General features: G+C 69.8%; 9 protein-coding genes and 1 pseudogene. 5 read left to right on the forward strand and 5 right to left on the reverse strand.

Annotated elements, in window-relative coordinates:
* Positions 1–2,554 precede the first annotated feature (2,554 nt).
* A complete protein-coding gene (locus tag ACFZBD_RS32265; protein ID WP_391146648.1) occupies positions 2,555–3,130 on the forward strand; it encodes an IS607 family transposase in 576 nt (191 codons plus the stop codon).
* Positions 3,123–4,757, forward strand: coding sequence for an IS200/IS605 family accessory protein TnpB-related protein (locus tag ACFZBD_RS32270; RefSeq protein ID WP_391146651.1), 1,635 nt, complete (start codon positions 3,123–3,125; stop codon positions 4,755–4,757). Before ACFZBD_RS32265 ends, ACFZBD_RS32270 begins: the two co-directional genes overlap by 8 nt.
* A gap of 880 nt (positions 4,758–5,637) precedes the next feature.
* Here ACFZBD_RS32270 and ACFZBD_RS32275 read toward each other — a convergent pair.
* Together ACFZBD_RS32275 and ACFZBD_RS32280 are read right to left on the reverse strand one after the other, a co-directional pair.
* Positions 5,638–5,955 carry a hypothetical protein gene (locus tag ACFZBD_RS32275; protein ID WP_391146725.1) on the reverse strand — a complete coding sequence of 106 codons (318 nt, stop codon included), beginning with the start codon at positions 5,953–5,955 and terminating at the stop codon, positions 5,638–5,640.
* Positions 5,956–6,238: 283 nt separating this feature from the next.
* Positions 6,239–6,466: pseudogene (locus ACFZBD_RS32280) on the reverse strand (STAS domain-containing protein); the annotation flags it as partial.
* 1,343 nt (positions 6,467–7,809) lie between these two features.
* Here ACFZBD_RS32280 and ACFZBD_RS32285 point away from each other — a divergent pair.
* Together ACFZBD_RS32285 and ACFZBD_RS32290 are read left to right on the forward strand one after the other, a co-directional pair.
* On the forward strand, positions 7,810–8,376 hold the full coding sequence (locus ACFZBD_RS32285) for a Uma2 family endonuclease (protein WP_391146653.1): 567 nt from the start codon (positions 7,810–7,812) through the stop codon (positions 8,374–8,376).
* Between the two features lie 870 nt (positions 8,377–9,246).
* Positions 9,247–10,014 carry a hypothetical protein gene (locus tag ACFZBD_RS32290; protein ID WP_391146655.1) on the forward strand — a complete coding sequence of 256 codons (768 nt, stop codon included), beginning with the start codon at positions 9,247–9,249 and terminating at the stop codon, positions 10,012–10,014.
* A gap of 973 nt (positions 10,015–10,987) precedes the next feature.
* Here ACFZBD_RS32290 and ACFZBD_RS32295 read toward each other — a convergent pair.
* Positions 10,988–11,422, reverse strand: a complete 435-nt coding sequence (locus ACFZBD_RS32295; protein WP_391146657.1) for an SSI family serine proteinase inhibitor — start codon at positions 11,420–11,422, stop codon at positions 10,988–10,990.
* A gap of 1,007 nt (positions 11,423–12,429) precedes the next feature.
* Complete coding sequence (locus ACFZBD_RS32300; RefSeq protein WP_391146659.1) at positions 12,430–13,584, reverse strand: D-alanyl-D-alanine carboxypeptidase family protein; 1,155 nt, start codon at positions 13,582–13,584, stop codon at positions 12,430–12,432.
* Between the two features lie 676 nt (positions 13,585–14,260).
* On the opposite strand from ACFZBD_RS32300, the gene ACFZBD_RS32305 reads away from it, so the two are divergent.
* The gene (locus ACFZBD_RS32305) at positions 14,261–15,094 is read left to right on the forward strand and encodes a sterol desaturase family protein (RefSeq protein ID WP_391146662.1); all 834 of its coding nucleotides are present in this window, start codon (positions 14,261–14,263) and stop codon (positions 15,092–15,094) included.
* Between the two features lie 625 nt (positions 15,095–15,719).
* On the opposite strand, the gene ACFZBD_RS32310 is transcribed toward ACFZBD_RS32305, so the two are convergent.
* Positions 15,720–20,738, reverse strand: coding sequence for an RHS repeat-associated core domain-containing protein (locus tag ACFZBD_RS32310; protein WP_391146665.1), 5,019 nt, complete (start codon positions 20,736–20,738; stop codon positions 15,720–15,722).
* Positions 20,739–21,737 lie beyond the last annotated feature (999 nt).

Below are 21,737 nucleotides of genomic sequence, written 5' to 3' on the forward strand. Positions count from 1 at the left end.
TCTGCTGTACCTCCGCAGGACGCGGGTTCGATTCCCGCCGCCTCCACGTGTGGGCCCGCCCCGGTTTTCTGGCGATTTCCGGGAGCGGGCCCACGACTGTTTCCCCCTCAGCCCAGCCCGGCCGCCGCCGCAACGGACATGGGGTCAGGACCGTCTCGGCCAGACGCACCGGGATCCGGGCTCCGGCCGCCGTGAAGGTCCGGCTCAGCCGCTCAGCCGCTCAGCTGCGGATGCCGGATGGGGGTGTTCCTCACGATGCTCACCAGCAACGCTGCAGACGCCAGGGGGGGAAGTGAAGCCGTAGACCCCCGCAGCACCTCCCCGAACTGCCCCCCCGAAGCGGGCACGTCAGCGAAGAGCCGGCCCGTAGAGGAAAAGTCTCCCTGAGAGTCTGGCCGCCCGGCGCACGCGGCCACGGTGGGCGCCCCCAGTGTTCTGCGGGCCGGGCTGGCCCGCAAACGCCAGCACGGCATAGAGGAAAGCTCCGGAAAGGAGGAGTCACCCGGACCGTTCACGTCCGGGCCCGGGAAATCCGGGCAGCTGCGCGCTGTGGCCCCCTGCTTCATGTGCTCGCAGTTCAGCGGCGGCTGCCGGGAAAGCAGGCATGTCCCCTCCCGCTCTGCACAGGCGGGGAGGGGACATGCGGGGGAGGACTGGCAGCTCGGGGGGATGAGCCGCTTGCCGGTCCTCCGTGGGAGTGCAGGGACACGCGCCTCCCAACACGCTGAAATCTACACGGCGGCCACAGGGATGATGATCATCCAGTCGGCCTCCTGCCCGGTGGACAGCGGCACACAATCGGATGACGTCCTGCCGGCCCTCACGGGCAGAGCGGAAGGGGCACGCCTCGCGGAAGCCTGCGCACGCTCTGCGCACCGGCTTCCGGGGCTTCTTCGTGGCCGGCACGGCTCTGCCGGACCCCCCGGGCCCAGGGCGGCGCACGGCATGTCTTCTTCCTGACCAGTCCGGGGCGACGGCCGGCAGGCAGCGGATGCGGCCAGGGCGGAGGCGTCACAGGCGGTGTTCGCCTGCCGGTTCCGCGGGACCTTCATGCACGCGGACGGCGCGGCGCACCGCGCTGCCGGACGCAAGGCGGGACAGTCAGCATGAGGCCATGGCCCCGCACCCGTCATGGGCCTGCCCGTGCCGCATGCACTGACGCACAGGATATGAAACGGTGGCCTTATGGCACGACTCCTCTATAAAGGACCGGCACTCCTGCGGGCGGGCGGAATCGAGGCAGACATTGTGGTCTTCCTGTTCGGTGATGAGTCCGCTCCGCTTTCCGGGTGGCGCGGCACTGCAGCCCCCGCCGGGGATGACTTTCCGCTCTTCAGCATCGCGGGACAGGAGTGCAGTCTCCGCATCCCGGGGGCCGGAGATCTGCGTTTTTCAGCAGGCGAAATTGTAGGCAACCGCCGGATCGTCATTACCGGGACTACGCCATATCCCCAGCCTCAGGAAGCAGACGGATGACAGGTGCGGCAGCTCTGCGGATGCAGAGGCGCTGACCGTCTTCAGCCAGTCCCGCTGCATCCGGCAGCAGGTGCCAGTGCTCTGCTGATGCTCCCCGGGAGTGCGCACAGCTCTGGGCACAGCCGCCTCACCGGCATCCGGGGCGGGGGCCCGGTACAGGGCTGCAGCCTGGCCAAGCACGCTTCGGTGCGTCCCGTGTCCGGCCGCTGGCGGCAGCCGGCGGCTCAGCAGCAGCGGGGCCGCCAGCCCCGCAGGGCCCCCGGTCCGTCATTGCCCTGCCCCCCGTACAGGCCAGGGTTCTGCCCCCTGCTGCCCCCGGCTCCGCTCCTGGTTCCTGCCGGGGGACGCTTTCAGCGGAGCGCCCGGAGTGCTTCCCGCCTCAGGTGATCCAGATATGCGTCTTGCAAGTGACTGAAGCTGCTGAAGAGGCGGCTGGCCGCCGGACAGTCGGCGGCAGCCTGGCATGCAGTGCACGCAGCGGTGTGGGCGTTGCACTGATGCGCTGCATGCATGTAGCGCTCATGCAGGTCTCTATCCATGCACGGGCCTGGGGCAAAGAGAAGACGGCTCTTTGCCGTGCCGGGCGGGACACGCACCGGCCCGGAACAGGCTTGGGCAGAGTGAGCCGGGGAACCCTGCGGGCTTCACCCGCAGCTGCTTTTGCCGCCATGCCCGGTGAGGGCAGTCCCGTGCACAGACCCGCATCCGGCGGGCGGCCCTGGCGGCCGGGATTCCGGCTGGCAGCAGGGAATCCTGCACCGTTTTATATGTACATGCATACAGGAGCCTCCGGGCTTGCACACTGGAATCCCGGGATCACATCAGCCAGTTGCCGGTCTGTCACGTCACAGCGTTCACTCTCAGCCAGAAGAGGACGGCCAGCGTAATCTCCAGCAGCTCACGGGTGCGCGGCACGTATCCGCCATTCCTCATTCCCAGAGAGCGGTGCCGGCCCGGCGGACGGGATGCAGGTGACGGCGGCAGCCCGGGCCGGGCCCGTACAGGGGTCTTCACCTGCTGGCCCTTGAGGTCGAGTAAGTGAGCGTAACCATGTATGAGTGGGTGTCGTTGTCAGAGTGTGAATCTGACGGAATGGGCGAAGACGCAGGGCGTACATCCGCAGACCGCGTATCGCTGGTTCCGTGAGGGGACGTTGCCGGTCCCGGCTCAGCGGGTCGGGCCGCGCACGATCCTGGTGAACATCGAGACCAGCGCCGCTCCGGGAGCGGTGGGCGGCCTGGGGCTGTATGCCCGCGTCTCCTCGCACGATCAGAAGGGCGATCTGAAGCGGCAGTTGGCCCGGTTGTCTGCGTGGGCGGCCAAGGCGGGCGGCAAGGTCGTCCGGGTCGAGTGTGAGATCGGCTCGGGTATGAACGGCGGCCGCAGCAAGGTCCGTCGCCTGCTGGCTGATCCGGACGTGATCTGCGTGGTCGTGGAGCACAAGGACCGGCTCGGCCGCATGAACGTCGAACTCGTCGAGGCTGCCCTGTCCGCACACGGCCGCCGTCTGGTCGTCCTGGATGACGGCGAGGTCGAAGACGACCTGGTGCGTGACATGGTGGAGGTGCTGACGTGGTTCTGCGCCCGCCTGTATGGCCGCCGGTCGGCGAAGAACCGTGCCTGCAAGGCGTTGGAGGCCGCCGAGCATGGCTGACTCCGCACTCCGCGAGATCGCGCCGTCGTTCGTGGCCCTCGGCCCGGCCGGTGTGGCGGTCCGGGACCGGCTCAAGTACCTGCCGGCCGAGGACGAGGAGGCTCTTCGTCTGGTCGGCGCGCACATGGGTTCGCTCGCGTCGAAGGACCTCGTGGCCCGCTGCCGTGATGGTCTGGAGCACTCCACTGATACGTGGGCTGCGCGGAAACGCTCGCTGACGCCGGAGTCGTCGGCGCGCTGGGCCGGCGCTGTCACCAAAGCCACTCACGATCAGTGGGCGCTCTCGCGTCGCGGCCAGCTCGCGCACATCCAGAATCTCGAAGCCGGGATCAAAACGATCGCGCACCGTCTGTCCCAGCCGATCGGCGCGAAGGGCACGAAGAAGGCCCCCGGCGGCTACCGTTCCGAGGGCGAGTGGTTCCACAAGACCCGCCGCCTGCGCGTGCTCGAAGACCGGCTGGAGCGCGAACGCGCTGACCGTGGACGCGGCCGCGTGCGCGTGGTGCGGGGCGGCAAGCGGCTCGCCCGGGGCAGGCACAACCTGGCTGCCGCCCAGCTCACCGCCGAGCAGTGGCAGGAACGCTGGGAGGCAGAGCGCTGGTTCCTGGCCGCCGATGGCGAGAGCGGGAAGCGCTTCGGCAACGAAACGATCCGCATCACCCCGGACGGGGAGGTGTCGATCAAGCTGCCCGCCCCGCTGGCTCATCTGGCCAACGCCCGGCACGGCCGGTACGTCCTCGCGTGCAAGGTCTCCTTCCCGCACCGCGGCCCTGAGTGGGCCGACCGCATCGAAGCTAACCGGGCCGTCGCGTATCGCATCCACTTCGATGCGGACCGTGGCCGCTGGTACATCACCGTGTCCTGGCAGTACGCCCCGACGAAGACCATCCCGATCAAGTCCGCCCTGGCCGACGGGGTGATCGGTGTCGACACCAACGCCGGCCACTTCGCCGCCTGGCGCCTCGACGCCCACGGCAACCCGACCGGCCGGCCACGCCGCTTCTCCTGCGACCTGTCGGGCAACGCCGACCACCGCGACGCCCAGCTCCGCCACGCTCTGACGCGCCTGCTGAACTGGGCCAAGACCTGTGGCGTGAAGGCCATCGCCGTCGAGGACCTGGACTTCACCGCCGAGAAGACCCGCGAGAAGCACGGCCGCCGGCGCCGCTTCCGACAGATCATCTCCGGCATCCCCACCGGAAAACTCCGCGCCCGCCTGACCTCAATGGCCGACCAGACCGGTATCGCGATCATCGCCGTGGACCCGGCCTACACCAGCCGCTGGGGCGCCCAGCACTGGCAGAAGCCCCTCACCTCCAAGCACCGAAAGACCACCCGTCACGATGCCGCGAGCATCGCGATCGGACGACGCGCCCAAGGGCACCCGATCCGGCGACGGACGGCACCGCCCCCGCACGACCGGAGTGATCGTGCGGGGCATCGGACCGTCCAGGCCCGACCAGGCACCCCGAGGCGTGAGGGAACCCGCCCTCGTATTCCCGGACCACGGATACGATCCGTGCAGCCAGATACAGAGCGAAAGCGGGAGACCAGGACATCCAAAACCGTTCGGGATGTCCGCAGTGCACAGGCTTGGGTCCAAGACTCACTCCTGCTCACTGATTAGGAACGGTGCAGGACACCGCATGTGGAACCGTGTCCTTCCCCGCATTCAGGCGTTATGCCTGGTGACGCGTGCACAGTCCCTTACCGGGGACAGCCGCCGGCGGTCCCCGGTACCACGCCCGGCTCCCGGGGGCCGCACATACCCGCCCCGCCATACCCCCGTACACGGGTCCGGCAGCCAGATCCCAGCAGCCAGGGCGCGCCGGGGGGAACTTCAGCCGGCCCTGCTCCTGACCTGTATGGCGCCGCAGCCGCGGCCTTGGCCCCGGGAGCTGGCTGACGAGGCAGCCGGCTGGCCTGCCGGTGCGTGCAGCGGGCAGACCGGCCGGAGCGGATACCCAGCTCGACGGCGGTGCTCGCCCTGGCCAGCAGCGGCGAGGGCGTCCAGTGTCTTCTCATCCGCTCATCCAGCCGGCCGGGCCCCGGCCGGCTGCTGGCCATCCCTGATCCTGCAGAGGTATCCCCGGCTGCGGCGGGGAGAAGACACATCCCCTGCCTGGCGCGAAGTTCTCTGTGCTCAAGTACGCCAGAACACCGGAAGCCCGAAGCGCTCTGCCTGCGGGCCAGCCGGGCAGGCGGTCTTCACCGGCAGGGCACCCGCGAGGCGGACGTGCCCGCTGCCCTGACGGGGCGGCATTAGCCAAAGCTGCGCACCTCCGGGGCCTTTGGAGGTGCGCAGAGTGTGACACAGAGCGCAGGGCTGTTGCAGATCCGGCTGTTCCCGCGGAGGCTGTCGGGCCTGGGCAAGAACAGCCGGAGCTGGCCTGGCGCTTTACTGCTGCACTTCCTGCCGCAGCGCGGCCGCAGCCCTCGGGGCTGCGGCCGCGCTGCGGCAGGAAGGAGCCGCGCGAAGTGTCAGGCGCGTGCTGCTGAACCGCTGACTAGCGGCATTCGTGAAGCATGTTGTGGTCCATGGCCACAGCGTCACGGGGGATGTACGCGCTCTTGCCGGTGACCTTGAAGAACGCCTGCGTGTTCGTCGGGTTGCTCCAGCACTCGAAGTCGACCCTCTCGCCGCCACGGTACTGATACACGACCTCACCGAAGGACGCCGTCTTGTACGCGGCAGTTGTGTAGGAGATGGTCCCCCCGACGTTCTGAGGGGACACCTCCTGCGCGCTGGCGGGGACCGCGGCGGCCAGCGAGCCGACGACGGCCGCCCCGGCGAGCAGGGTGGTGGCTTTGGCGCGGAAGTTCATGGCTTCTACCTTTGGGGAGTAGGGAGGTGCAGATCGTGCTGAATTCCCAAGCGGGGCTGTCCAGGCCCGGGGAGTCCGTGTACAGCAAACGTACGTGCCCCGTGACCGTGTGCCCGTCCTGCGATCGGATGATCACCCGGAGGGCGGCCGTGTAGCACAGCACCCGCTCCGCCCCCGGCGGAACGCACCGATACGTGACGTGCCTGCAGGAGCACATCTGGTCCGCGCAGCCCCCCTCTGGGGCCCCGCCCTCTGCCTGCTCAGGTTCGGCCGGCAGCCGGCGCTGAGTCCCGGCCAGGTGCAGAAGCCGTTGCACCTGGCGGCCCGGGGAGCGTACGGCGGGAGTGCGGCCGCTGCGCTCGGCGTGCCTGGGACCTGCCAGAAGATCCCGCAGCCCCGCACAGTCCATGAACGCGACAGCGGACATGTCAACCACCACTGCCGGGCTGCGTTGCAAGAGCGGAGATGATCTGCTCGCGCAGTGCCGGGCCGGTCTCGATGTCAAGTTCACCGCAGGGCCGTGACCGCAGCACGGTCCTGGACGCAGTTCATCCCTTGGTCTCCGCAGGGAATTCCGGCCTTTCAGGCCGGGCCCGCCCGGAGCTGTGAAGCGGCGGGGTCTTTACAGCTTCGGGGCGGGGCTGAGCCTGCAGGCCGCCCTGGCCGGATTCACTGCCGGGCGTTCAGGCCAGCATATTCCGGCGCCAGGAGAGACCAGGCCGGTGCCCGGGGACAGCCCCCCTGCCGGTGTCCACCGCCGGGCGCAGCTCAGGCCGGCCGGTGGGCATGGTGCGCTCCGCCGGCGCCCGGCCCTGCGCAGCCGGCGAGCCCTCAGGGCTGCCGGGCGTGACAGCCCCTGCCTGGGCAGCTTCCGTGCGGGGCCGCAGCAGCTCACCGGTCATGACTCCTGCAGAGGCCGCTTGGAGCGGTCCCCGCGGGCTGTCAGCCGCACCGGCCTGGTCCGTCGGCCACCGCCCTTGACGGCCGGGGGCAGGGGCTGTTCCCGGCACGGCGCCTGGCGCGCTGGGACCAGAACAGCAGGCTGCCCGCGCCCGCAGGCCCCCGTCGGCGTGCCGTATTTCAGGCGCCTGCTGAGCGCGGCGGCCTTGGCAGCACCCGTCCTGGCGCCCGGCGCGGGAGAGGTGCGTGCTGCTGTCCAGCCTGCGCGTGTGGCGGGGGCTGGCGGGGGCCCGGTGAGCGGTCTGCCCGGCGGCGCCGGGCGGGCGAGGGCACAGGAGGCACCGATTCCAGGTGAGCGTCTGCCGTAGGGCGGACCAGTTTGGCCGTGGCTGCCGCTGCAGACCTGGGAACCAAGCCCCGGGCTGGCGGTGCGCTGTGCCCTGCAGGCAGGACGGAAAGTGACGGCAGGTCACCTCAGGGCCCGGGTCTGTCTCCCGGCAGGTTTAGCCTGCCGTGCATGCAGCTGCAAGACCTGCATTGCCCGGCTGTCTTTAACGTAATGCCCGTTGACGGCGCCTGGTTGTGCGGTGCTGTCACGGCTGAGCCCCCTACCCCACGCCCAGCGGCTCAGCCACCGTCCTCTGCGCCGTCTGAGAAGACGGCGCAGAGGACGCCGCAGTGGATTTCCGTGAGAGTGCACCCCTGCCGCCGCCGCTGGCCGGCAGCGGCAGGGGTGCGGCCGTCTGCGGACCCTGCCGCACAGTGCGGCCGGCTCTGTCCCGTGCTGCGTATCCAGCCGGACACGCAGCAGCAGACAGGGCTGTGCGCCTGAGGCACATCACCTTCATGCACCGGCTGTACGTCCCGCAGCGCCCCCCCCGTGCCGGCACCGCCCCTGCAAAGAGATATCGCCTTTCTCGGTACGCTGGTGACGCAGGAAGGGAGCGGTGCCGGATGACGAGTGCCCCCGCCGACTACGGCAGCGGTGTGGACCCCGAGCGGGCCTTGAAATATGCCTTGCAGCACATCCGCGGCGATCGTACGGAAATCATTGAGGGGGTCATCGAACCGGTGTCGCCGACGTGGGACCATGAAGCCGCTGCTGAAGCGATCCGGGACCTGATCCGGTCCCGGGCCCGTGAACTGGGCTGTGTGACCGGGTCCGGCAACCTCGACCTGCCGGGTTCATCGAACTGGTACGTACCGGACCTTGCCGTCGTGCCGAGGGCTGCGGCCAGAGGCGCCGGAGCGCTGCTGCCCGACCAGACCCTGCTGGTGGTCGAGGTGACCTCCGAGTCGAACGCGGAGACCGACCGCGTCGTCAAGCGACGCCGCTATGCGGAGTACGGTGCGCCTCTGTATCTGCTGATTGACCGCCAGGAGCGCTCGGTGACTCTGTTCTCCGAGCCGGGACGGCTGGGCTACACAAGGGCCGACGGGCCGCACCCCTACGGCGCAGTGGTACGGCTTCCTGAACCGTTCGGCCTGGACCTGGACACAGGCGTGCTTGACGGCGGGTGAGCCTTCCCTCCGGCTCCACGGCCGGGCCTGCCCGTGGGGCCGGCGGCGGCCGATGAGCCAGGGCACGGCAGGCGCCGTGCCAGCCGCACCCGGGAAGGCATGAGCGCCGCTGTACTTCCGCGGCAGGGCCTGTTCCGGGTGCGGGGACGGCAGCCACCAGCGCTGGGGGAGCGGCGCAGGGCGCGGCGTGCGGCCGGCAGGCGCGCCCCCTGGCGCTCAGCCCGGCGGGATGGACAGTGCCTGCCCGGACACGCTGCCCCTTCCCCGCTGACCAGTAGTCCGGCTCTGCCTGGCGGGCCGGCCCCGCGGTGGTCTTTGCGGCGGCCTGGCCGGAGTTCAGGACACCCGGGCTCCTGAAGGAGCATGCCGCCGGGGGCCTGGCGTACCAGGCGGTGTGTGAGGCAGCCGGAGCGAAGCAGGCTGGCGCGGCGGCGTTCCGCTCCGGGTTCTCCCTCCGCGGGGCTGCCCTGCCGCGGGGGTGGCGTTCTGGCTGGCCCGGCCAGCGGGCATCAGCGGCAGCACAGCTGCCAGAACGCGTGGCCAGCAGGGCTCCTGCACCGGGCCCGCCGCCCGCTTGGATCACCGGACCCCTGGCAGTGACACCTCAGCTGTATTGCCGCGCATCGGCTTGCAGTCAGGCTGGCCGGCTTCCGTCCCGGCACCCCCCCCGGCCGACCGGTCCGGGCTCCATGGCCGGCCCGGGGACGGCAAGGCAGGGCCGCACGGTGGCGGTCCGCAGGACGATCGGCCCTGCCTTGTGTGGCCGGGGATATCCCTTGCTGGTGGATAGGGCGGACTCGGCGGCCGGGTTAGCTTTTTGCCGGGCCGCGCTGCTGCCGGCTTTCCTTCCGACCTTATCTGAGGTGCCATATGCCCGGTTCCAAGAAGCTGATCACCACTGTGCTCGTCTCTGCGGCGTTTACGCCGCTTCTCTCAGCCGGGTCAGCTTTCGCTGCGGAGGGCGGCCCCGCGCCGCTCGCCGCTTCCTCTTCCCGCGGGCACGACGCCGGGCCCCCTGTGCCGGGCGCCGCAACGGCACCGCAGGGCCAGCCGCCGGAAGCTCTGCCAGGTGTGCCGCCCGGCTGGCATGAGCAGCCAGGGACCGGGGGGACCGGCGCCGCACCCGTGCCTCCGCCGACGGGGACGTTAGCTGCGGAGGAAGACCAGAGCCTTTCCCTGGAAGACGCCCTTGCCAAGGCAAAAGAGGCGATTTCCGGAAATCCGCAGCTGAGGGACTGTACTGAGCTGGCCCTGGTCTCTCTTTACGGAAAAGAAACGGGTGACGTGAACAGCCTGGAGACATGGCAGTTCTCCTTCGCCGCTCCTGGAACGGATGATGCTCCTGTGCACAAAAGTGCCGTAGCCTTCGTCGATTCATCTGCAGGCCAGGTCACTCTGGTCCAGGCCACTTCTCCTCTGCAGGACCGCCTCCCGTCCCCTCTGCCTGCCATGACCCCGGGCGAAGCCGTAAAGCTGGCCCAGGCCCAGGGCCTGGCCAGCTCCTTCTGGCGGATCGACCTGCAGAACAGTGACCCGGTCATGGACGGACACCCGTTCTTCGCCATCTATCCCCGTGCCGGTGCCAGTCAGAGCGTGTACGTAGATACAGTGACAGGCAGCGTTGTCCACAACCCGTAGCAGCCCGGCCGGCTGGCCTTACGGACCAGAGCAGAACGTGTCACTGGCCGCCTTCGTCACGGACTGCGGTCTGGGCCAGGTGGTCTTTCAGCCCGTTCACCCAGCATCAGGGAGGCGCCGTCGAGGCCGACAGCTTTCGGTTCCGCGAGGAGAGGCACTGACCGGGCTCCGTACTCCGGAAGGCCAGCCACACCTGAAACGGCGGTGGCGTTCTCCAGAAGCAGGACCGGCGAGCCGTACCACTTGCCCGTTCCGGAGCCCGTCAACGTGATCAGGGCCGGTGATGTGTCCTACCGCTGTGCCGTAATCATCTGACGTCCGGGGTGCTTTACGGACGCGGGTGAGAACGTCGGCACGCATCTCGCGCAGCTGACCGGCGAGCCCGAAGTGCACGCCGAAGGGCGCGTGCACCGCTGTCCCGGACTGGCGGTGCGCCAGGCTGTACGAGCCGAAGTCCTCGCACCAGGCACAGGCGTCCTCGACACAGCCGAACCGGCCGGCGAAGCCGTGTCGGTACGCCAGCGTCTTGTACTGGCTTTCCGGGTACGGGTTGCCGTTCGAGGTCTCCGGGCGTGAGTGTGACCGGGTGCCGCCGAGTCTTCCGCTGTTTTGCGGAGAACCCGGGCTTTCAGGGGAGGAACCGCATCCTTGGCCCGCAGGCGCGGAGCGCGCTGCCCCGGGCCCGGGGCAGCTCAGTACCGGTCACCGCGCCGTGGCCGGTGCGGCCTGGCCTGAAACGGTTTGGCTCCGGCTTGCGGTCACAGTGCACTCGTCCCTGACCGGAACCGCCGGTGTAGCAGCCGGCAGTCCTGCCGCTGCCCGCGTTCTACCGCCGGCTGCTGCCTGCAGGGCACCCGGGCTGTGATCCGCCGCCCGGGTGCGGCGCCGCGGCGTGCGCAGAGCGGCATGGTCTCTGGTACCAGCGGTGGCTCTGGCGCGCCCGGGGGGTCCAGGCTGCGGTGCACCGGATGAGTCAGAAGCCCAGCAGGCTGGTCTGCGCTGCTGCGCTTTCCATCGCGCAGGCGTTGGCGAAGGTGTGCTTCCAGGAAACGCGGGCTCCCTGCCAGACTCCGTCGACCGTAACGGACACCGGCGCCCAGAATCCTGCACACGCGTACCCGGGGCCGGCCGGCAGGAGCGCGCCGGGCTGTCCGTCTGTGCTGTGCAGATCTGCGCAGGCCGCTGCGGCGGCGGGGTGGGTGCCGGCGGCTTCGGGGGCGCAGCTGAGTGTGACAGCGCGGGCTGCGGTGCCGTCCTCTGCACCTGGATGAGACACCGTCAGGACAAGTGCGGAGGGCGGGTACAGGCCGGCGGGGGCTGCGGCAGCTGTCTGCGGGTGGGTGAGGAGTGCGGCAGCGGCCAGGCCGGCGGCCGTGGCGGCGCCGGCGAAACGCAGGGGCATGCGCATGGAACGCTCCTTCATGAGGGGGGTGAGGCCGTGCTGGCGGGAGAAGCTTGTCGCGGGCGCCGGGCAAAGACCAGCGAGCGGAACATGATTCAGACGTGCCCCGCTGGTGAGCACCACGTGAAGCTGATGTGTGCAGGTCAGATCCAGCGCAGGATGTCCTGAAGATCTCCATACAGTGGGAAGGGGAGTGAATTGGATCAGTCTTCAGGGTGGGAAAACGGCAGGTCGGGCCCGGCTGTGTACTTCAAAGAATGACTGAAAAGGGAGGCCGCGCAGTGGTTTTAGGCTGCAACGGGAACGTTTGAGGGTCCGCCCGCATCCGTCTGGCAGGCCCCCGGCGGTGGTCCCCTCCGCTGTCCGCGCACCCGCACCGGTGGCCAGCTGCGCATCCAGCGCTGCCGTCGGGATCAGGCCGGCAGCCGAGGCCGGTCCGCGCCCAGGTGTACAGCCCGGGTGCGGGCCGTGCACCTCGGAGCCGACGGCACCCCCGGCGCTTCCAGATCACCGACGGGCTTCCGGGAGCCTCAGGCCGGATAGACCTGCGGCTGCGCCGGAGGCGAGGCGATGGCACCACGGCCCGCGGACCCGGCATGGCGAAAGCCCCCGGCCTGATCAGCCGCGGCTTCACCGCCGGGGCGGGCACGGCATACGTCAGCGGCATTGCCTGTCTGCCCCGGGCGGCGGGCAGTTCTGCTGCTGTCGGGCCGTCATTGACCTCGCCTCACGCTGCCTGGCCGGCCGCCGGGGGAAGCGGGAACTGTGACTCCGGACCCATGTACGCCGCCGGTCCCCGCCCCCCGGGACGCTGGCGGATCCCCAGGTGCGCACCCGCTCTTCCAGCGGGTATGGAACCGTCTGCTTCCAGCGCCGCCCAGGCGAAGACCCTGCAGGCAGCGCCAGGGCATGTATCCATGCGCGCCGTGGGCCGGCCGGGTGAAGGAGGACACGGCTGGCGGGGCAAGGTCCGCGCAGACACGGCGGCTGCTCCCGGCAGGGGCCGTGCATGATCACGGACGGGACTGCGAACGGCTGCGCCGGAGCCGCACCCCTGCTGCCAGCAGCAGCACTGCGGCGGCTGCACCCAGTGCGATGCCGGTACCGGAGTAGGAAGCGGTCACAGGCGCGTGCCCCGGTCCGTCCGCGCCTGCGCGGTGCTGCACGGCCTGGGGGCTGGCTCCTGCGGGCTTCGGCGGCACCAGCTCGCCCACCGGCTTGACCTTCCCTGCGGCCGCGAAGCCCCAGTCCAGCAGCCGCGCCGCCTCTTTGTAGACGGCGTAGCGTTCCCCGGATGACGGGTTCATCACTGTCACCAGCAGCATTTTGCCGTTGCGCTCGGCGGCGCCGGTGAATGTTGAACCGGCGTGCGTCGTGCTTCCGTTCTTCACACCGGTGATCCCCTTGTACGGGGTGATGCCGGCGTCACCTGTCAGCAGCCGGTTGGTGTTGGCGATTTCGAAGGTCGGCCGCTTTCCGCCGCCGGGCACGGGCTTTCCCGGGAACTGCGCGCGCGCTGTCGCGCAGTACTCCCGGAAGTCCTTGTTCTGCAGGCCGCTGCGTGCGATGAGGGTGAGGTCATACGCGGAGGAGACCTGGCCTTCAGCGTCATACCCGTCCGGTGAGATGACACGGGTGTCGAACGCCTGGAGCTGGGCGGCGCGTGCATTCATGTCCCGGACGGTCTTGGCGATACCGCCGTTCATCTCCGCCAGGACGTGGACGGCGTCGTTGCCGGAGCGCAGGAAAACCCCCAGCCACAGGTCATGGACGGTGTAGGTCTGCTGCCCCATCACCCCCACCAGGCTCGACCCTTCACCGATCTGTGCCAGGTCCGCCGGCCTGACCAGCCGCGACTGGGTCCGGGGCAGACGGGGCAGGACGGTGTCCGCGAAGAGCATCTTGAGCGTGGAGGCCGGAGGAAGGCGCCAGTGCGCGTTGTGCGACGCAAGGACGTCGCCGGTGCCGGCGTCGGCGACGATCCAGGAACGGCCCGTCACCTCACGGGGAAGCGCCGGTATACCGGGGGCAGGGTTCACCTGTGTGCCCGCCCGGCCGAGCGCCGCGCCGCCAATGGTGGACATAGCGCCAGGAGGTCCGGGCTGCGTGTCCGCCTTCCTGGCCGCGTGCGCCCTCACCGCGGTGCCCGCGGTCAGGGCGGGCAGCATTGCGGCAGCGACCGCCCAAGCGGCCATTTTTATAGCAGTCACGGATGAAAACGTATAAGAAGCCCATATCGTTGGTTACAGCACCGACCTTCCTGCCCGGGTGCCCCCAGACCGCTACCGGACCGCGGCGCCTGTCAGGGCCCCCGCAGGGCGGCAGCCGGCGCGCCGGGCCCCGGCACGACCTATAACGCCCTGCCCTGAGGCAGAAGGGCCCCCGGCACACAGCCCTGCCGCACTGCAGGGATCTGACGGCCCGCCGGCACGGTCCGGGCCGGGAAAACGCGTGCCCCGCCCTGTCCGCCCGTCCCGCAGCCGGGCAGCGGCGGACCGGCCGAGGCCGCACCGGGCTATTTGACCCTCCGGGGGATGCCGCCTCACTCTGTTCGCCATGATCCAGACCATCCTGCGCGAGGCCTTACCCCACACACACGCCGTCCTGCGCGGACGCGGCCCTGGCGGTCCGGCCAGAGCAGCCGCCCTGGGCCTGCGGGCGGACCCCTCCCTGCTGCCGGGGCTCCGCCGCAGCTGTACACCGCACGACGGCCGGGCATCCCGGCACCCGTACGGCCCGCAGAACATGCCGCAGCGCATCACCCGCCGGCGGCCCCGGGGCCCTGTGCGCATGCCTGGCCTGCCGCCCCATGCCTGCTCCCGCCGCAAAGGAGAGGTGAGCTGAGTGATACCCGCTGTGCTCTATGCCGCGCCGGTCTTTGTCCTGCTGGTGGCGGTGGAAGCCCTCTCCTACCGGTTCCGGCCTGATGACACCGAGCGCGGCTATGAACTGCGCGACACCGTCACCAGCATGTCCATGGGGCTCGGCAGCCAGATTGCCGGTGTTCCGTTCAAGGCCTGCGCCGTCCTGGCCTACGCAGCCCTGTACACAGCCGCGCCGTGGCAGCTGGACCCGTCCTGGGTGTGGACCTGGGTACTGCTCTTCTTCGCCGACGATCTTGCCTACTATGCGTTCCACCGTGCTCACCACCGCGTCCGTGTGCTGTGGGCGAGCCACGTGGTGCACCACTCCAGCGTCCGCTACAACTTCTCCACCGCGCTGCGGCAGACCTGGACGCCGGCGACTTCCCTGCCGTTCTGGATGCCGCTTGCCCTGCTCGGCATCCCGCCCTGGATGATTTTCCTCCAGCAGTCTGTGAGCCTGGTCTACCAGTTCTTCCTGCACACGGAGCGTGTCGGCAGGCTGTGGCGCCCGGTGGAGGCAGTTTTCAATACGCCGTCTCACCACCGCGTCCACCACGCGTCCAACACTGTCTACCTGGACCGGAATTTCGGCGGGATCCTCATCGTATGGGACCGGGCCTTCGGGACATTCAGGGCTGAGGGCGACCGGGCCGTGTACGGCCTGACAAAGAACATCGCCACCTGCAACCCCCTGACGGTGGCCTTTCACGAATACCGGGCGGCCTGGCGTGACGTGCGGACGGCGCGGAGCTGGCGGGACCAGGCCGGCTTCCTCTTCGGCCCTCCTGGCTGGGCACCGGGCAATAAGCCCTGAACCCGTGACGCCGCACCGCCCCACGGGAGGGGCCGGACGGCCAGGGGCAGCCTGGTCTCCCATTCTCATGGCGGACCGGGATGCCGGGACGTTCAGGGCCGGGAGGGGCGGGCCGTGTACGGCCTGACGAAGAACAACAACGTCGGCACCCGTAACCCGCTCAGGGCCGGCTTCCCGTGAATACCGCCCCCCTGGCGCGAGGCGCGGACGGCGCCGGGCTGGCGGGGCCGGGCCGGCCCGGCCGCCTGGCCGGGCACCGGGCGCAGCAAGCTCCACGCCAGCTCCGCCGCGGGCCCGGCGGTGTCTGCGGGCGGCGGGCCTGCGGGCCAGCTGGCTGGCGGTGCACGTGCTGGCAGCTGCCCGCCGGCCCCGGGGGCGGAGGCGCTTTCCCTGCGTGTGCTCACAGCCCGCTGAGCCTGTTGCCGGCTGTCTTTTCAGGGGCTGGGCGGCTGCGGCGCAGGAGGGGTGTGTTCTGTGCCCGGCCTGTCTGGGCGGGAGCGCTGTGACGCCCTGTCAGGCAGGGCGGGCAGGGCCCGCGGGAGTGCCGCCGAGGCACCGCGCCCAGACGGACCGGAGCCCGGCGCCCCGCTGCTGTCACGTGACCGCTTCTGCAGCGGGACTCCGGTCACTCCGTAATGAGCGTATTTGCAGCGGTCTCGGTGGGCGGGGTTCTTTCTGATTTCTTGAAAAACGTGCGGTTCAGGAAGTTTATCCGTTCCTGGCTCGCAGCTTTGAGATTCTCCTTTACCGCGGCGTTAGTGCTCTGCCTGGCTGCGGCGTGCAGGTGTGCGGCTGCTCCGGCCTGGTCCTTGATGAGTCCATGTACATCTTGCGGGGCTCTGGCCAGGACAGTCCCGGCGTCGACTTTCTCCTCTTTAGCTCCCCCGGAGATCTTCCGCCATACGCTAGCCGTGGATTTGGCGAGAGCTTCCTCTGTCGGCCGGGCGCTCTGGCGCAGTGCCCAGGTGGCGTAGTTTTCGCCTTCGTTAATGGCTTTGTACGCCCCGGCCTTGGGGATGGCCAGGATTCCCTTTCCGATGCTTGCGACTGCTGCGACGGTGCCGGCTGTCAGGCCTGTCCAGGCGATGATGTCGCGCTGCTGGCGTGTGAGGAACGGGGTGGTGTGCATGGCGTCGGCGAAATTCACCAGGCCCATGGTTGTTGCGGAGAGATCGAGAAGCGTGATGACCATGGTGGCGATCATGACCGGCAGGGTGGCCGGGGTGAGGGCCGTGATGACGATGCCGGCGATGGCTGACAGGATGGAGAACCCTGCCATGGTTGCTCCGCGGAGGGTGTTCACGTCCCATTCTGCGGATTCGCCTGTGGGGTCGGTCTTCATGACCGGGTTGGCGTCGGCGTACTGGTAGCGGTTGTGCAGAGCCGTAGCGTCCCGGGTGATGAACCGGGCCTGGGAGGGGTCATAGATGCGGCTTTTGAGGTACTGGGTGCCGGTTTCCTGGTTGGTGTATTCGCCGGCGTAGGTGAAGGGGTTGCGGGCGGGGCCTGAAGGGCCGGCCGGGGCGGGCTGGCCGGTGCTGGTGAGGTGCTGGCCGTAGTCGCTGTAGTGCCAGGCGGCGCTGATTTCTCCGGTATCGGTGCGGGTGAGTGCGGTGGTGCTGCCGTGCCGGTCGGTGAGGAGATAGCCGCTGCCGGTGGGGGCTGCCTTGTCCGCGCCGGGGCCGGTGAGGGTCCGGGCCTGGCGGGTGCCGGCCATGAGGTAGGAGGCGGTGGTGCCGGCGGTGTCCGTTCCGCCGCTGGTGGTGGAGTGGGTGTCGTTGAGGAGGGAGCCGTCCGGGCTGTAGTAGAAGCGGGTGAGCGCTGTGCTGCCGCCGGCGGTTTCCTCGCTGGCGGAGCGGGTGCCGTCGGCCCAGTAGGTGTAGCGGGTGGTCTTCCCGTCGGGGGCGGTGACGCTCAGCGGCTGGTTTTTGAGGTTGTAGGTGTACTGGCGTCCCTGGGCGTCGGTGAGGAGGTTGCCCTCGTCGTCGAATGCCTGGTCCTGGGTTTTCCCGCCGGCGGTGACGGCGGTGAGACGGCCGGCGGTGTCGATGTCGTGCCGGGCGAGGGCGGGTGCTCCGGCGTCCGGCCCGGTGCCGGGGGTGGTCTCGGTGCGGGTGACGTCGCCGGAGACGTTGAGTGTGTAGGCGGTGGTGGCAAGGACCGCGCCGTCGGCACCGGTGACCTGGGACTGGGTGAGGCGGTTGTAGGCGTCGTAGGTGTAGCGGGTGGTGGTCTTCTCCCGCGGGCCGGGTGTGCCCTCCGCTGTCACCGGGGGGCGGTCATCGGTGCGCTCGGTGACATTGCCGTGGGAGTCGTAGGTGTAGGCGGCTTCCGTGAGCGTCTGGCCGTCCCGGGTGGTCTTTTCGTGCCGGACCTGGCTGGCGCTTGTGTACTCCACCTCGGTGACCACGCCGTTGCCCCGGTCGATGCGCGTGGTGCGGCCCAGGCTGTCGTATGTGAAGGAAACCTCCGCTGCTGCCTGCTGGCTGTCCTGGCCGTGCTGCACCGCCCGGGCGAGGGTGCCGTCGCTGTTGTGGGTGTAGGCGGTGGTGAGCCCGGCGGTGTCGGTGACGGTCCTGAGCTGTCCGTGGGGGCCGAAGGTCCGGCGGATGCTCTTCCCGCCGGGGTAGGTCACGGAGGTGACGTTGCCGTCGGCGTCGTAGGTGTAGCTGATCTTTGTTGCGGCCTCGTCGTCGGGGCTGTACACGGCTGTGACCGCGCCGGAGTGGGGGTCGTAGGTGTAGGCGGTGCGCTCGGTGGCAGTGCCGTCAGCGGAGGTGACCGCGGTTTCCAGCAGACGGCCGGTGGTGTCCTGGTAGGTGTATGCGGTCCTGGTCCCGGCAGGGGAGACCGATTCCTTCACCTGGCCGTCGGCGGTGTAGGTGAAGGAGGTCTTCTTGCCGTCCTGCCGTCGTTCCTCCGTGATGCGGCCGGCCGCATCACGGATCCGGGCAGCGCCCGCACGGCCTTCCCCGCTGCCCGGGGTAAGGGTTTTGACCACGGGCACACCGGCCAGGTCGCGGGGGGTGCTGGCGGTGACGGCCTGGCCGGGAAAGGCCTCGCTCTGCGGCGTGAGGGTGGTGGCGTCGGCCTGCCCGGCTGCGCCGTAGACAGGCACGGAGGCCACGTCCTGGGAGACGGACTGCGCGACCCGGCCCAGCGAGTCATAGGCCTGGCGGGTACCGGTCTGCTGGGTGCCGTCGGTGAAAGCGGAGTCCGTGGCCACAGGCCGTCCGGCGTGGTCGAGGGTTTCGGTGCGCGACGACACGGCCTTTGCCGGGTCGGTTTCGCCGGCAGGCAGGGTGAGAGTAGTCACCGTGGCAGTGCTGCCGGTGGCGGCGTCAGCGTAGACGGCCAGCCGGGTCACGCCGCTGGGCTCCACCGTCCTGACCGGCCGGCCAAGGTCATCGTGGACCGTGACGGTTGTCCGGCCCAGCGCGTCGGTGACCTTCGCGGTGCGGCCCCCGTCCTCGAAGGTCACCGACTGCAGGGTGCGGGCCCGCGGATCACCCGTGTAGGCCCCGTCGCGTACGTTGTCGGTCTTCTTGCTCACCCGGCCCAGCAGGTCGCGCTCTTCGACAGTGATATGCGTGCCGCCGCCGTGGCCGGGAGCAGTCACGGTCGTAGTGACGGGGGTGTATGCCGTGGTGGTGACAAGCCCGTCCGGTGCCCGTTCCTCCACCGGCCGCGCAATGCCGTCGTACTTCGTTTCCACCGTGCGGCCCCCGGCGTCGGTAGCACGCACGACCTGCCCGGTGACCAGGTCCGCGGTCTGGGAGCTGGTCCCGGCGGTGTTCTTCACCGTGTCCGTGCGGGTGTGCGCAGCCGTATCGACCGCCGTCTCATACGTTTCGGTGATCTCCTGCGGGACCTCGACGCCGTCCGGCTTCGCCTCTTCACTGGCCCAGGTGACGCTCTTCTGCGTCACTTCGCCGTGCTCGTTGACGCTGAAAGACGTCACCGTGCGGGCAGAAGGCTGCTGGTTTCCGCTGTTTTTCACCGACTGCCTGGTGGAGGTGATGCTCCTGCGGTCCTGCGACAGAGTGTTCTCGGTGACGGCCTGCGCCCCGTCCGGGCCGGTGACGGTCTGCCGCAGCACCAGCCCGTACCCGCCAGAGGGGCTGCCCGGGCCGCCGGAGTCCAGGGCTGGGGCGTCGTATTCAGTCACGGTGGTGGCCCCGGCGGCATCGGTGCGTTCCACTTCCCGCCCGTGGTCGTCAAAGCGCGTGGTCTCGGCTGTGGTCCGGCTCTTCCCCGATCCGGGATCGTGGAACGTCACCGCCGCCCGCACGGGCCTGGCGTAGTTGGGAGGCAGGGCAGAGGCAGCCGGGGGAACAGCTCCGCCCTCGCTTTCGCCGGCGTATTCGAGCTTCTGGCTGCGGACCGGCCTCAGCTCCCCGCCCAGCTTGATGTGGGCGGTGCGTTCCTTGAGAAGGTGCAGGCTGTTGTAGGTGGAGCGGACAGCGGAGTTCTGGTCAGCCAGCTCGGTGGTGTACCGGTAGCCGGGATCGGCGGAATCAAACAGCTCGTCCGCGCTGGCATACCGGCCGCGTCCGGTGAAGTCATGCCCTGCATGCTCCCCGTCAGGAGCGAGAGTAAAGGTGCGCTCGGCGGTCAGCTGCCGGCTGTCGGGATCGGTCACTTTCACCGAGGAGGTGACAGGAAATCCGTGCGGCTCGGCATATTCCATACGGGCCACTGCACCGGCAGGGGCTTCAACGCGGGTGAGAAGCCGGCCCGGCAGAGCAGGAGGGGCGTAGTCGTACTGCAGCGCAGTGCGCTGGCCTTCAGGGTCGGTGACCGAGACCAGGCGCCCCCCCTCCAGGCCCAGCTTCGTCTGCGGCCGCGTGCGGTCGCTGCGCTCAGGTGAGGTGACCGTGATCTCCTCACGCCCCTGCTGGTCCTGCCCCCAGGCAAACTCGGCACTCTGCCCGTAGGCATCCACCACCCGCGAAAGCCGCCGCTGCTCTGCGTACCGCTCCCACACATAGGCCGTCTCGTGCCCGAACCGGCCGGTCTCGGCGATGAGGTCCCCGTCAGCGGAAAAATACTGCCGCCGCCCGTCGCTGAAGGCGAGCACATACCGGTAGGAACGCTCCGCCTCCCCCAGCCCCTCACGCTCAGGCAGGACACCCGGCTGGGTACGGAAAGCCGCGTCCTTCTGCGGATACCGCTTCAGTCCCGTGCCCCCCGCGTCCCCCGAAGCAATCCCGAACGTGCCCGACCCCGCCGTATACAGCGTGCCGCTGTCGGAAGGGTCCACGTAAGGAACACTGAGGCCCATGCCCGCGCCGAACCCGAAGCGGTCCAGTCCCCGCCCGGCCGCCTGCTGGTCATAGACCAGTGCCAGCGACACAGCCGCACCCCCGCGCCCAGGCAGGCTCACCACAGGCAGAGAAGCGTGCAGAGCGCCGGTGCGCTCATCGATCTGCCCGCCAAGACCGCCCCCCAGGGCCACCGTCCCCGAAACCCCGGCACCGCCCTCTGCGGCCGACGCCGTAGCCGCGCCCAGCACAGGCACGGCGGTGACCGCCAGAACCACGGCCATGGCCAGCGCCCCCCGGCGCAGCCACGCCACCGGACGCGCCAGGATACGGAAGGCAGACAAGGCAGATACTGAACCGCGCATGGCAACCTGCTTCATGTTCCGGAACTGAAGTCAACACGCCCATCGAAATCCATACGCGCCCGGGAAACCATCGGCCAACAGGCACCTCGAACAGGACAGCGTGCCCCCTCCAATCAGCCCGGCAGAAGACGCCAGCGCCCCCATTGACGGACCCGGCCAGCCGCCGTCCGCCAGCTACGTCCAGAGCGCGGCACCAGCTCCTCCCGCGAAAGACTCCCCACAGCTGCTCCCCAGAAAGGCCCTGACCCCGGATTCCGCGCAGGACCCGGATCTTCACGGTCCACGAGCACAGAACCCCCGCGGTCCCAGCACCGCCCGCGTTCCCGGCCCGGGCCGGGAGCGACGGCCAGACCGGACGCCACTGCTCCCGAAAACGCATAACAGAACACTCCAGAACCGGGACCTGACTGCCGGGCGGGCAGCGCTGCCGGCCGCACCGGCATACGGCCCGGCTGCGTACTGCATGCTCCAGCGCCCGCCGCCTCCCCCCATGAGGCGGTGCGGATGCCCGAACGCCTGGGCAAGCCAGTTCTTCACACCCGCCCGCTGCACCGAAGCGGCCGGGGCATACCTCTCGGTGATCACCCTCCGCAGACTCATCCCACAGGCCCGGACCCCGGCCGGCCACCGCCTGCCCTCGCACGCTTCAAAGCGGCTTCCCCGCGGCCAGCCGCGAACCCCACGCCCGCAGCCACCCCGCATGCCCGCCTCAGTGAGCACCTGCCAGGGCAGGCAGCCGCTGCCCGGCAGCTCGCGGCTGCGCTCGCCCCCCATGCCCCGGGCGGATGTGATCCGGAGCAGGTTTTCCGGGCACCGGCGGCCTTCCCCGGCCTTCGGCGGGCCCTGTCAGCGGGTGCTGCGGTCCCTGCGGCTGACGCCGCCGGCACCGGCCGGCCCCCTGCCCGGCGGCCCGCACCCCCCAGCCGGGGGACAAACCAGCCCATCCGGCATATAGCGGGACCGGGTGACAAGGCCGGCGCCTCCCGCAAGGTCCACTGGAATAACCGAAAGCTT

Origin of the sequence: Streptomyces sp. NPDC008121 (genome assembly GCF_042957155.1) — a bacterium.
GTDB lineage: Bacteria > Actinomycetota > Actinomycetes > Streptomycetales > Streptomycetaceae > Streptomyces.